Origin of the sequence: Paenibacillus sinensis (assembly GCF_019904155.1) — a bacterium.
Taxonomy (GTDB): domain Bacteria; phylum Bacillota; class Bacilli; order Paenibacillales; family Paenibacillaceae; genus Paenibacillus_AQ; species Paenibacillus_AQ sinensis.
Genome location: NZ_JAHCMB010000168.1, coordinates 86,131 through 98,408, shown reverse-complemented (window position 1 = coordinate 98,408; position 12,278 = coordinate 86,131). Strand labels below are relative to the sequence as shown.

The window sequence follows — 12,278 nt, the reverse complement described above, 5'->3', positions numbered from 1 at the left end:
TAAACGAATTCACTCATTTTCATTAAAATAATGTTAACGCTTATGAACAGCACCCTCCGGCAGCACGCATGCTATATGGCCAACAGAGCCCCCCAATCAGGCAGCGACACATATCCGTAGTATACAAACCGGATCAAGGCAAGAACAGCCAAATGCGCGGGATAGAACGACCACCAGACCAGGCGGGGCATCTTCCGTCTCTTCAGGCGCTCCCACACTTCTGGCCCGAAGGCGATCAACAGAGTTGGCACCACGCTGAGCATCTGCACGGTCCAGCCATAGTAGAACAAATAAATCACATTGAGAAGCGCATGAAGCAGCACCAGCCAATAGGAACGGGCGTAACGGAAGATCAGGACAAGCAGAAGTCCGTACGCATTGTAATCGAGAGGCAGCTGGTCCATGATCCACAGTGCGGGCAGCACGGCGATGGCGCCAATCCAGGGTGTGCGCAGCCGGTCCAATACAATCAGCACCAGCTCGGACAGCAGTAATGTGAAGACGACATTCAATCCTCCTGGATCAAGCGCCAAATTGAAGGGCAGTTGTGCCAGAATAGCGATAACAAGCAGGCGGAGGCAGTAGCGGCGATGCGACGAGGTGTGAAGATGACCCTGGACCAGAGTATAACAATAGATGGGAAAGGCAATCCGTCCAATATACCTCCATCCCGGTTCCTGCGGAAAAAAGATATAACCGATGTGGTCGATCAGCATGGTAAGCATGGCGATCAGCTGCATACTTGTCCTCCCTTGTCTTGGGGTGAAGGTAGCCGCCGAGCCGCGGCCTCCGGTTTGTATTATTATCTCCGCTTCATTCTGCCAAAGCAAGCCGCATAACATTCATCAATACACACAAAGCGCCTGTCTCCATGAAAGGAAACAGGCGCTTGCCAGGACAAGAGCTCAAAAATCAGAGCACCAATATTATGCTATTTCACATACAGACGGGCGTGCTCTTCCCAATATTCGCCCGGTTGAAGGCCGAACAGACCGATTTCATCAGCCGGCAGGTTGACGTTCGGAGCATTTACAAGATTCATCTGCGGTTCCGGGCAGAAGAACTGACGGGAAACGTCGTTGTTCCAGATCATCCACTGCTTGTACGAGGTGCCGACGTCGTACACCAGCGTAACGCCCAGCTTCGTGTCGGTCAGCTCCATCCGGTTCCGTCCATTCTGCGGAACAGCCGTATAGTGATTATCGAGCGGCTCGAAATAAGGGCTGACGCCTTCTCCCTTCAGCTGCTCCTCCTGTGCAGACAGAGGCTGAAAGCTTCCGGTCGGAAGCATGCGTTCGCCCAGCTCCCAACGGCTGCCGATCGTCGCCTTCACTTTGTAATCCTCCGGCGAGCTTCCCTCGGCAAAAGGCGCATTGATCGCCGTGTGGAACGCCAGCAGGCATGGCATTTCCGTACTGCCATCATTGCGGATCAGAATTTGCTGGGCCAGTCCGTCCTCTGACAGAGTGTACCGCAGCTTCACCGTATATTGGTGCGGCAGATACTGATAAGACGGATGGTTCTCATCGATCTTGACGGAGACCACCACATAGCTATCGTTCTTGCCGGTTCCGTAATCTTCAACTTTCCAAGGAATGGTATGCAGGAAACCGTGCAGATGATTGCCGGTTGCCACCTCGTTCACCGGCAGCTGATAGACTTGTCCCTTCCACGGGAACTTGCCATCCTCGTAACGGTTCGGCGGAAAGAGCACCGGAATGCCGTATACGCCGGGACTCTGTTTGAAGGTTTCGATTCCGTCCGCGCCCGGTTCCCGAAGAAAGCGATAGCCGTTCTCGGTATCGCGGTATGCAACCAGATTTCCTCCGATTCCGGGAATCACAGCCGCTTCATAGCGTCCAGCCTTCAGCCAGACCGCGGACTCCCCTTCATATTCTCCTGCATAAGCCTTAACCTCCATGCAGACGATCTCTCCTCTCTATAATTGTAACTGTTTTCACCAGAACTAGATTACCATAGATTCAGGTTCTGATGTAACTTGTTTTTACAACTTCACGAGATTGAGATGATCTTGTTCTTACAACTGCTCGACTTCGACGTTGGTGATATAGTCAATGCCTTTCAGATCATAGTAAATTTTCGTTGCAAAATCTCTGTCCGCCGCGGACAGCACCATGTCGATCATCTGCCTGCCATCCTCCAGATCCTTGATCTTCATCCGCCGGATAATCCGCTCGGTCGATTTCTCCCTGGATCTGTCCTTGGAGCGCCCTTTCCGGTTCTCGATTTTTTGGATGACCTCGGTCATGGCGCCGTTGGGCACCATAATAATCTTGACCGAGACGTCATGCTTGTTCAGCTTCTGCGGACCGATGGCACGGATCAGAAAGGGAACGACGTTGACCGCGAACATCAGCAGAATGACCGCCATTCCCGCTTCCACGTAGAATCCCGCTCCAACGGCTATGCCGATTCCCGAGGCCGTCCAGATCAATGCCGCGGAAGTGAGTCCCGAGATAGCGTCGCCGCCTCTGCGCAGAATGACGCCTGCTCCCAGAAAACCGATGCCGCTGACGATTTGCGCCGCCAGACGCATCGGGTCCATGTTGGGGTGGTCGGGACCGGAGAACTTGTCAAAGGCCCGGATGGATACGATGGTGACAAGACAGCTCGCGATACTGATAACCATACTGGTCCGAATTCCCAGCGGCTTCTGCTTCAACTGCCGGTCAATTCCGATGAACAGTCCGAACAGCAGGGCTATCAGCAATTTGATCATAGATTCCAAATGCATACCCATCGCCGTTACTCCTCTCTCTAAAATGTAGACTTATTATAGCATGTTCGATTCATGGAAGCCGGATTTATCCGTTGTGCGCGGGGAGCCTTGAACCCTCGAATAGACATTGCCCGGGTAAGAAACAGGTCTTTCTTCTGAGTTCTTTGGATGAAAAAAAACTCCACTACTGTGGAGCCTGGATGATGTCTGATATCATTTTATCGCGTTTCATTCCGCCTTAGAACAAGTACTTGCCTATATGCCAACGTAAAAGTTCATTATGCCGCAAAAGACCGGAGCTTCGCCCTTTAGCAGGTGAAGCCCCGGTCTATCTGTTCTTCCGTATAGAGTACGGTCCGGTTAACCAAGAACGACCCGGTCGTCTGCCAGTTTGTGTCCGCTGATCGTCTCGAATTCACCGAGCAGGCGCTCGACAGTGAGGTCCTTCTTGCGTTTCTCGTCGATGTCGAGAATAATCCGCCCTTTGTCCATCATAATGAGGCGGTTGCCGAGCCGGATTGCCTGCTCCATGTTGTGGGTGACCATAAGCGTTGTCAGCTTCATCTCCCGTACAATGGACTCGGTCAGCTTCGTGATCAGCTCCGCACGAGCCGGGTCCAGAGCCGCCGTATGCTCATCGAGCAGGAGAATCTGTGGTTTCGTGAAGGTAGCCATCAACAGGCTGAGCGCCTGACGTTCGCCGCCTGAGAGCAGCCCGACCTTCGCGCGCAGCCGGTTCTCCAGCCCGATTCCAAGACGGGCCAGTTCCTCGCGGAACTGCTTCCGCTTGGCGGCGTTCACGCCAAGCGACAGCCCTCTTCCCTTGCCGCGTTTGTACGCCATGGCAAGGTTCTCTTCGATCGTCATGCGCGGCGAGGTTCCGGCCATAGGGTCCTGGAAGACCCGGCCGATCCAGCGGCTCCGCTCATGTTCGGCCAGTCCGCTGATCGAGCTTCCCTCGATCTGCACTTCGCCGAGGTCCGGCTTCATGACGCCGGAAATGATATTCATCAACGTGGATTTACCGGCGCCGTTGCTGCCGATAATCGTCACGAAATCGCCGGCGTTTAATTGGAGATCGATGCCGAGCAGAGCGATCTTCTCGTCCGGGGTGCCCGGATTGAACAGCTTGGAGACCTTATCGAGCTTCAGCATCACCGGCACCTCCTCTCTGAGAGTTCAAGACCTGCTGCGCCAGCACGGCGGTCCGCTTGCGGGCGCTGTTTCTCTGCTTGTAATGCCGCCGGATCGAAGGGAATACGAGGGCGATAATAACGATAATCGCCGTAATCAGCTTCAGATCGGATGCATCCAGCCATTCGACGCGCAGCGCAAGCGCCACGACGATCCGGTACACGATCGAGCCGAGTACCGCGGCCAGTGTCGCCCGGAAGACGCTGCCCGAGCCAAAGATCGCTTCGCCGATAATGACCGAAGCGAGACCGATGACGATCATTCCAATACCCATGGAAGCATCAGCGAAGGATGAATACTGGGCGATCAGGGCTCCGGACAATGCCACCAACCCGTTCGACAGGCTGATGCCCAGAACGGTTGTAGTGTCGGTATTTACGCCGAAGCTGCGGATCATCCGGGAATTGTCGCCGGTCGCCCGCAGCGCGAGCCCGAGGTCCGTACGGAGGAACAGATCCATCAGGACCTTCACAATAATGACAATTACCGGCATGACATACAGCGGTCTGACCAAGGAGGTCAGCGTATCCTCGCCCATTACGGACACATTGGGCTTGCCCAATATCCGAAGGTTAATGGAGTACAGCGCGATCATCATCAGAATCCCGGACAAGAGTCCGTTGATCTTGCCTTTCGTGTGCAGCAGGCCCGTGCACAGGCCCGCTATCATACCTCCTGCCAGAGCGGCCAGTGTCGCCAGCCACGGGGAATATCCGTGGACAATCATAACCGCAGCGATGGCGCCGCCCGTTGTGAAGCTCCCGTCCACAGTAAGATCCGGAAAGTCCAGAATCCGGAATGTAATATAGACGCCAAGCGCCATGAACGCGTAGAGCAGCCCCATCTCAACCGCTCCAAGCAATGAATCAACCATAACTAACTTCCTCCCTCAAACGGCAAGGGGCGTCTCTCATAGGATCGCCCCTCTTCAAAGCTTGCTGTTATTGAATAATGTCGTTCGCTTGATCGGTGACTGCCGCCTTCATGGCGTCCGTTACTTCAACGCCCTGCGCGGCTGCGGCCTTCAAGTTCAGGATGACGTCGAGCTTCTGCTGAACCGTAACCGGCAGATCACCGATCTTCTTGCCGTTCTTCAGCACATCGACCGCCATCTGGCCGACCTGGTAGCCGTGGTCATAATACTTGAAGCCCACTGTTGCAATCGCGCCCTTCTCCACCGTGTCGCGATCGCTGGAGAAGAACGGCAGCTTGTTCTCGTTCGCTACCTGGATAATGGAATCAACGCCGCTCACAACCGAGTTGTCGAGAGTGATATACAGTGCGTCGGCGCGTCCAACGAGCGACTCTGCGGCCTGCTTCACTTCGGAGGTATTCGTAATTGGCGCCTTGACCAGCTCGATGCCATGCTTGTCCAGCGCAGCTTTCGCTTTCTCCGCCATCACGACGGCGTTCGGCTCGCCTTCATTGATAATAAGTCCCAGCTTCTTCACGTTCGGGAACTGTGCGGCTATAAAATCCATCAGACGCGTGATTGCTTCCGGATTCGTATCGGAAGCGCCGGACACGTTGCCGCCCGGATGTTCAAGATTAGTCACGATCTTGGCGTCCAGCGGATCGGTTACAGCTGCGAAAAGAATCGGCGTATCGTTCTTGATCGACTGAACCAGCGCCTGTGCCGGCGGTGTTGCGATGCCGATGACCAGATCGTTCTTCTCGGATGCGATCTTCTGGGCAATGGACAGGTTATTAGACTGGTCTGCCTGCGCGTTCTCAAAATCGATCTTCAGGTTCTTGCCTTCTTCAATACCGGCATCCTTCAGCGCGGCAATGATTCCGTCATAGGTGGCATCCAGAGACGGATGCTCCACATACTGCGAAACCGCGATCTTGTAGGTTTTGGTATCCGGTGCGGCGGTGCCGGCCGCTCCGGCGGAGCCTGCTGGTGCGGAGGAAGCTCCCGCTCCTCCCGAATTGTTATTATTGCTGCCGCAGCCGGCGGCTACGAGCATAAGACACAAACTGATCCCCAGCCAAATACTCTTTCTCTTCATCAGTAACCCTCTTCTCGTCATAGTATCAGCGCGGACGCAGGAAGATGCGCCGCAGCTTTGTCGCTTTTATAGACAAAAGCAATAAAGCGAACATACAGATATTGCTCTCCTACTTGCGCTCTATGAAACTATATTAAATGGTGGCTAACTCATACGTCAATCCGTAATCCTGCCGAACTGTCATCCATTTCCTGAACATGCTCCACATAAAAGGAGGCGCACCCTCGCATACTGAAGCTATATTTTTCAGAAATGGAGCGTGTGTAATGATTCCCATCCACTCCCGCAAATTGCTGCTGGGCGCTATATCCGCGATTCTCTTAACCGCATCGGGGTGCAGTACCGGTAGTAATGTCCAGACCCGGTCCGCATCGCAGAAATCCGCTCTTCACACCAAGACCTACATCGAGAGTCTCCCCGTCTACGACTCATCCGGAAGAACCTGGCTACCTCTTGAGCCGGCGGCCAATTCTCTCGGCTATCGCGTTGTGGAGGAACCGGGCGGAGGCGGCTATGTCAAAATTGGCTACAGCGATGTGCTCTACAAAGTGCGGGCAGGTTCGCCGAATGCCTTCTCCTGGGGTAAACCATGCGTGCTGCCGGATGCACCCGATCTGAAGAACGGTAAACTCTACATGACCGCAGCGGCTTTGTCCAAATTGTTTCACTCCCGGGTCAGCATCACGCCAGGAACGGGAGAAGTTTATCTCACGACACCGAAGGATCAGAAGGTAACGGACCATTCCACCACGAAGAACGGCAATGAATCCGGACAGACCGGTACAGCGGGGCGAACCGGAGTTATCACGCCTAAAGCGGCTGGTGAAGGGTCCGGAATGGTTCAAGACAGCCACGGGGTACGTCTCAAATCCGAGAGCGACCTATTGCGCATTCAGAACCTCTCTTCAGCCGATGCCGTCAAGCTCGTCTCCTACGCCAAACAATTTCTCGGGGTTCCGTATGAATTCGGCGCCGCTCCCTATGAGGAATCCAAAACCTTTGACTGCTCGTCCTTCACACGCCATGTTTTTAAGAAATTCGGGAAAGATCTTCCCCGTCTTGCCAAAGACCAGGACAAAATCGGACAGAAGGTCACCCGACAACAGCTTGAAACTGGCGATCTGATCTTCTTCACGGTTCCAGGACGCTTTGAGAAAGATACCATACCCGGACATGTTGGCATCTATATCGGAGACGGCAAGTTCATTCATACCTGGGGAAATCCCGGCGTTCAAATCAGTGAGCTGGATTCCGGATACTGGAACGGTGTCATTCTCGATATGCGGCGGGTATTCTGATAACGTTGTGATCGATTTGGCTTACCTTGGGCTCTGTGTTATGATTTTAATACTACATCAGGGAGGGGGGAGCCGCTTTGAATCCATATCTAGTTATCGATAGGCGAAGAAGGCCGTTTATGCTGCTCTTTGCACTTGTGATCGCGCTGATGTTTCCCGCCGCCCCCCTGATGAATGCTCATCACCCCGAATTGCGCGACACCGGAAAAAAAGGGATCGAAAGCATGGAGCGCCATCTGATCGCGCCTTCGCACAGAGTCAATCCCTTGCAGCAGCATCCCTCGCTTCTTCCGCGAGGCATCGCCGCCTCCTTTGATTACGCGCGGGAGGAGTCTATTGGACTCCCCCTTATATTCGCGCGTCATGCCCGAGAGTTCCACATCCGTCTAAAACGTCTGCTCCTAATCCCGCTTAAATACAACTCCAGATTTGTGGCTTTCTTACCGTCTGTCCGCTAAATGCGTTAAAGGATGCAAGAGAAATAACCACAACAAGTTACTGGAGGCTTGAACTCAATGAACTATAAAGAATCGGATCTTCCCGGCATCGGGAAAAAATTTGTGCTGCAAACCCGCAGCGGCGACAAGGTAGTCGTGATCGTTCACGACGACGGACGACGGGAGCTGTATCACTTCGAGTATGAGGACCCGGATCACAGCATTTCGATGGTCACACTGGACGATGATGAAGCCCGCTTTCTGTCAGCGATCGTCGGAGGCGTCACGTACAAGCCAAGAGCGCTGGAATCCATCGAGGTGGCGCTGGACGATCTCGTAATCGAATGGTACCGGCTGGAGCCGGGCTACCGCTGTGTCGGCCTGACGATCGGAGAACTGGATATCCGCGCCCGCTCCGGAGCTACAGTCATCGCCGTGATTGACAAGAACCATAACAAACACATCAATCCGGGTCCCGAGCTCACCCTGCAGGCGGATTCTATGGTCGTTGCTGCCGGAGAACGGGAACAGCATAAGCAGCTCAAAGAAATTTTGCGGAATGGATGTGGTTAATGGATGAATCACATCGTATTTGAAGTAGGGTTGGCCGTCGCTTTGATTGCTCTGTCCGGACTTATTGCCGCCAAGTTTCGGTTTTCCGTCATCCCTTTCTATATTTTGATCGGCATGGCGGTTGGCCCTCATGCATTCAAGCTGTGGCATCTGGACTTCCGCTTTATTGAAAGTGCCGAGCTCATTGAATTTATGGGCCGGATCGGTGTACTGTTCCTGCTCTTCTACCTCGGTCTGGAATTCTCGGTCGGCCGCTTGCTCAAAGCGGGCAAATCAATTGCGGTCGGGGGAACCATCTATATCCTGATCAATTTCTCACTGGGGATGCTTCTTGGCCTGGGACTGGGTTTTCCGGTTAAGGAAATGCTGGTTATCGCCGGCATTACTACCATTTCATCCAGCGCCATTGTGGCCAAGGTACTCGTCGACCTCAAACGGACCGCCAATCCCGAGACGGAAATGATCCTCGGCATCATCATGTTCGAGGACGTCTTCCTCGCCGTCTACATCTCGATTCTCTCGGGTCTCGTGCTAAGCGATTCCTCATCGATAGGCGGCGTTCTGATGTCGGCGGGAATCGCGCTCGTCTATATGCTGGGCTTGCTGATTGTCGGCCGCAAGCTGGTTCCGGTTCTGAACCGGGTCCTGAATATCCGTTCGGGCGAATTGTTCGCCATTGTCGTATTCGCCGCGCTCTTCCTGGTAGCCGGTTTCTCGGAGACGATTCATGTCGCCGAAGCAATCGGCGCTCTGCTGATCGGGCTTGTACTGGCCGAGACGGAGCATGCCAAGCGCATTGAGAAACTGATCATTCCGTTCCGGGACTTCTTCGGAGCCATATTCTTCTTCAGCTTCGGGCTGTCCATCGACCCGCTGACGCTCGGCGGTGAAGCGCTGTGGTATGCGCTCGCGGCCGTTGTTGTCACCCTGATCGGCAACTTCATCGCCGGCATGCTGGCGGGACGTACAGCGAATCTGAATCCCCGGGCGTCCTCCAATATCGGTCTCACCATCGTCTCGCGGGGAGAATTCTCCATTATCATGGCTAATCTGGGCAAAGCAGGCGGACTGCTCGCCATTCTCCAGCCTTTCGCTGCCATGTATGTGCTGATTCTCGCGATACTCGGGCCGCTGTTGACGAAGGAATCGAAGGTCATTTATCTCGCGCTTAACCGGCTGTTCAAGTTCGAAAGCCGGCATAAGAGACGACTGGAACGGAAACGGAACACCGTCACAGAGGAGAGCTGAGCGGAGAGTTGAGCGGTTGGTTAGCCCTTAAGCGGCTGACCCGAGAACGCTCAGGCTGACCCTTGAGCGTAGTCATGAGCGAAGTCATGAGTGAAGTCATGAGCGCTGATAACCCGAAGTGTTCCGCTCCTGCTCGGGTATCGCCTAATCTATAGCGGCCCTGGACCACCTCGGATATTCGTAATACGCTAAGACAGGCATGGCGCTAAGACACACATGGCGTTAAGATAGACATGGCACGATTCATAGCTGGATGACTCCGCTAGAGGTCCCGGCAAATTCTTACAAGATAAAAGCGTTCCGGCAATAGCCGGAACGCTTTTATCGTTCATACGAAATACGTGGCGCCCCTTCACCACCGGTTAACGGAACATCCCCCATAGGCGAAGCAGATGAAACGTATTGTTCGGATCGATCTTCTGATCGATGACGAACCGGACAATAGCATCTTCCTGGCCTGGAGTCAGCCGTTCTCCCATTATGCCAGTGGCGTTTCGGACCAGTCTGCGCACCGTGCCAGGGTCCTGAAGATGCTGCTTGTTCACCCCGTTGATCAAGTTTTTAACCCGCTCCTTGATTGACGGATTTTTCATTTTCGTCTTGATCCGATCCACCAGCTGCGGGCTGATTCCATATTGTAAATATCCCAAACGGTAGCACCTCCCCTCATATCCATCTTTCCCAGTATATGAGGGCCGGGCCGCCGTTTGACTTCAATCGATCAGATCGCCCTGAAAAATTTGTTCTTTCTGCAAATATCCGCGCAGCGGCGCGTATTCGGCCGAAGTCCAGAAGGAACCGTCCCTGAGCAGTGCGGCTGCATCGTCGCGCGCCTGCTCCAGCACGGCGAAATCGGCCGTCAGATCGGCCAGTCTGAATTCCGGCAGGCCGCTCTGCTTCGTGCCGAAGAAATCACCCGGTCCCCGAAGCTCCAGGTCCCGGCGCGACACCTCGAATCCGTCGTCGGTCTCGGTCATTGCGGTCATCCGCTCCCGGCCCTGCTCCGATTTGGGATCAGCCACCAGCACGCAGTAGGAGGCATGTTCACCTCGTCCCACCCGGCCGCGGAGCTGATGAAGCTGGGACAGGCCGAACCGATCGGCGTCCACAATAATCATCAGGGTGGCGTTGGGCACGTCGACGCCGACTTCGACGACGGTAGTGGATACGAGCACCTGCACCTCGTTGCTGTAGAAGGCACGCATCACCTCATCCTTCTCAGCCGCTGTCATCCGCCCGTGCAGAAGACCGACATGGTAGCCTGGAAAGGCTTCGCTAAGCTGGATATGGAGATCAATTGCGTTCTGCACATCGAGCTTGTCCGATTCTTCGATCAGCGGACAAATGACATAGGCCTGTCTCCCCTGGTCGACCTCGCGGCGGATGAAATTGAATACCCGCTCCATCTTGTCCGGCTTGACCCAATATGTTGTAATTGGTATCCGCCCCTTCGGCCGCTCGGACAAGGTGGATACATCCATATCGCCGAAGACGGTAATCGCGAGCGTTCGCGGAATCGGTGTAGCGGTCATCGTCAGCACATCGGGATTGTACCCCTTCCGGCGGAGGACGCTCCGCTGATTGACGCCGAAGCGGTGCTGCTCGTCGGTCACGACCATGCCCAGCTCCCGGAAGAACACATCCTCCTGAATCAGCGCATGCGTTCCGACAACGACGTCCACGAGCCCCATCTGCAGCGAAGCCAGCAGATCCTTCCGTTTCCGGCCGGTTACGCTGCCTGTCAGAAGCGCGACGGTAATGCCGAAAGGCTCGAACATGGCCTGGAGGGAACGGCTGTGCTGCTCGGCCAGGATCTCTGTCGGCACCATCAGCGCTCCCTGGAAGCCGGAACGGACCGTCGCGAACAGCGCGATAGCGGCGAGCGCCGTTTTACCGGACCCGACATCGCCTTGCAGCAGCCGGTTCATGCAGTACGGTGAACGCATATCGTGCAAAATCTCCAGCTCGGCCTGCTTCTGCGCATTCGTCAATTCAAATGGAAGGCTGCGCACAAACTGACGGACTGTCGCGTTGTCCACCGTATGAACAACACCGTCCATCCGGCCTCGGTTCAAGGTGCGGAAGGCTTGTACCTTCAGCTGAAACAGGAATAGCTCCTCGTATACCATGCGGCGGCGCCCCTGCTGCCCTTCCCGGGAATCCTCCGGCTGATGAATCGTGGCGATCGCCCGTTTGCGGGGCATCAGATCATGCTTCTGCATAATGAACTGAGGCATAATCTCCGGAACCAGATCGCCGTACTGCAGCAGCGCCTGGGCAATCATTTTGCGAAGCCAGGACTGCGTAATCTTCCCGCCTACGGAATACACCGGCTGCAGCGTCCCCGTCTTGCCCTCGCCGCGATCCGGGAACTCGTAGTCGGTAACCGTAATCTGCGAACGCTTCTGATCCCATTTGCCGCTGATGACGATATGCCGCCCGGGCGTCAGCTGTTCCCGCACATAATGCCGGTTGAACCAGGTCGCGGTGAACATCCACGGCTCAGCCATCATTTTGCAGCTGACTCTGGACTTCCCCCCGAACCGCTGCAGAACCGGAACCCCCATCACTTTGGCCTCAACGGTAACTTTGTCCCCATGCTTCACTTCGCTGAGCGATTTCGGTCGGTAGTCCTCGTATCGGAACGGGAAGTACTCCAACAGATCCTGTACGGTATAGATACTAAAGGCGTGAAGCTCAAGTCTCTTTTGAGCGCTCACGCCGCTGATTTGATTAACCTCTATGCGATCCAGTGAAATGGTCATATGATTCATCA

The 12,278-nt window shown here is 54.8% G+C and carries 12 protein-coding genes; 4 read left to right on the top strand and 8 right to left on the bottom strand.

The annotated features are described in order from the left end of the window. Positions 1-71: 71 nt before the first annotated feature. The 6 genes from KIH86_RS19490 to KIH86_RS19465 form a co-directional block, all read right to left on the bottom strand. Positions 72-740 carry a TraX family protein gene (locus tag KIH86_RS19490; RefSeq protein WP_223088185.1) on the bottom strand — a complete coding sequence of 223 codons (669 nt, stop codon included), beginning with the start codon at positions 738-740 and terminating at the stop codon, positions 72-74. Between the two features lie 191 nt (positions 741-931). Beyond that, the gene (locus KIH86_RS19485; RefSeq protein WP_223088187.1) at positions 932-1,921 is read right to left on the bottom strand and encodes an aldose 1-epimerase; all 990 of its coding nucleotides are present in this window, start codon (positions 1,919-1,921) and stop codon (positions 932-934) included. Between the two features lie 117 nt (positions 1,922-2,038). Then, positions 2,039-2,740, bottom strand: a complete 702-nt coding sequence (locus tag KIH86_RS19480; RefSeq protein WP_235775493.1) for an MgtC/SapB family protein — start codon at positions 2,738-2,740, stop codon at positions 2,039-2,041. A gap of 360 nt (positions 2,741-3,100) precedes the next feature. Further along, positions 3,101-3,895 carry an ABC transporter ATP-binding protein gene (locus KIH86_RS19475; RefSeq protein ID WP_223088191.1) on the bottom strand — a complete coding sequence of 265 codons (795 nt, stop codon included), beginning with the start codon at positions 3,893-3,895 and terminating at the stop codon, positions 3,101-3,103. Continuing rightward, on the bottom strand, positions 3,879-4,808 hold the full coding sequence (locus tag KIH86_RS19470; RefSeq protein ID WP_223088194.1) for an ABC transporter permease: 930 nt from the start codon (positions 4,806-4,808) through the stop codon (positions 3,879-3,881). Before KIH86_RS19470 ends, KIH86_RS19475 begins: the two co-directional genes overlap by 17 nt. Positions 4,809-4,875: 67 nt before the next feature. Beyond that, on the bottom strand, positions 4,876-5,946 hold the full coding sequence (locus tag KIH86_RS19465) for an ABC transporter substrate-binding protein (protein ID WP_223088196.1): 1,071 nt from the start codon (positions 5,944-5,946) through the stop codon (positions 4,876-4,878). 266 nt (positions 5,947-6,212) lie between these two features. Here KIH86_RS19465 and KIH86_RS19460 point away from each other — a divergent pair, with 266 nt between their 5' ends. The 4 genes from KIH86_RS19460 to KIH86_RS19445 all read left to right on the top strand — a co-directional run bounded on the left by KIH86_RS19460 (position 6,213) and on the right by KIH86_RS19445 (position 9,502). Continuing rightward, complete coding sequence (locus KIH86_RS19460; RefSeq protein WP_223088198.1) at positions 6,213-7,244, top strand: C40 family peptidase; 1,032 nt, start codon at positions 6,213-6,215, stop codon at positions 7,242-7,244. Positions 7,245-7,363: 119 nt separating this feature from the next. After that, positions 7,364-7,702 carry a hypothetical protein gene (locus KIH86_RS19455; protein ID WP_223088201.1) on the top strand — a complete coding sequence of 113 codons (339 nt, stop codon included), beginning with the start codon at positions 7,364-7,366 and terminating at the stop codon, positions 7,700-7,702. 57 nt (positions 7,703-7,759) lie between these two features. Then, positions 7,760-8,254, top strand: a complete 495-nt coding sequence (locus KIH86_RS19450) for a cation:proton antiporter regulatory subunit (protein ID WP_223088203.1) — start codon at positions 7,760-7,762, stop codon at positions 8,252-8,254. Between the two features lie 3 nt (positions 8,255-8,257). Then, a complete protein-coding gene (locus KIH86_RS19445; protein ID WP_223088205.1) occupies positions 8,258-9,502 on the top strand; it encodes a cation:proton antiporter in 1,245 nt (414 codons plus the stop codon). A gap of 362 nt (positions 9,503-9,864) precedes the next feature. On the opposite strand, the gene KIH86_RS19440 is transcribed toward KIH86_RS19445, so the two are convergent. Continuing rightward, the gene (locus KIH86_RS19440) at positions 9,865-10,152 is read right to left on the bottom strand and encodes a stage VI sporulation protein F (protein WP_223088207.1); all 288 of its coding nucleotides are present in this window, start codon (positions 10,150-10,152) and stop codon (positions 9,865-9,867) included. 63 nt (positions 10,153-10,215) lie between these two features. Further along, complete coding sequence (gene recG / locus KIH86_RS19435) at positions 10,216-12,267, bottom strand: ATP-dependent DNA helicase RecG (protein WP_223088210.1); 2,052 nt, start codon at positions 12,265-12,267, stop codon at positions 10,216-10,218. Positions 12,268-12,278: the final 11 nt, after the last annotated feature.

Bases quoted from the DNA above. Each gene is read 5' to 3' on its own strand.
- KIH86_RS19490 (WP_223088185.1), bottom strand. From the start codon at position 740: ATGCAGCTGATCGCCATGCTTACCATGCTGATCGACCACATCGGTTAT.
- KIH86_RS19485 (WP_223088187.1), bottom strand. From the start codon at position 1,921: ATGGAGGTTAAGGCTTATGCAGGAGAATATGAAGGGGAGTCCGCGGTC.
- KIH86_RS19480 (WP_235775493.1), bottom strand. From the start codon at position 2,740: ATGATCAAATTGCTGATAGCCCTGCTGTTCGGACTGTTCATCGGAATT.
- KIH86_RS19475 (WP_223088191.1), bottom strand. From the start codon at position 3,895: ATGCTGAAGCTCGATAAGGTCTCCAAGCTGTTCAATCCGGGCACCCCG.
- KIH86_RS19470 (WP_223088194.1), bottom strand. From the start codon at position 4,808: ATGGTTGATTCATTGCTTGGAGCGGTTGAGATGGGGCTGCTCTACGCG.
- KIH86_RS19465 (WP_223088196.1), bottom strand. From the start codon at position 5,946: ATGAAGAGAAAGAGTATTTGGCTGGGGATCAGTTTGTGTCTTATGCTC.
- KIH86_RS19460 (WP_223088198.1), top strand. From the start codon at position 6,213: ATGATTCCCATCCACTCCCGCAAATTGCTGCTGGGCGCTATATCCGCG.
- KIH86_RS19455 (WP_223088201.1), top strand. From the start codon at position 7,364: ATGCTGCTCTTTGCACTTGTGATCGCGCTGATGTTTCCCGCCGCCCCC.
- KIH86_RS19450 (WP_223088203.1), top strand. From the start codon at position 7,760: ATGAACTATAAAGAATCGGATCTTCCCGGCATCGGGAAAAAATTTGTG.
- KIH86_RS19445 (WP_223088205.1), top strand. From the start codon at position 8,258: ATGAATCACATCGTATTTGAAGTAGGGTTGGCCGTCGCTTTGATTGCT.
- recG (WP_223088210.1), bottom strand. From the start codon at position 12,267: ATGACCATTTCACTGGATCGCATAGAGGTTAATCAAATCAGCGGCGTG.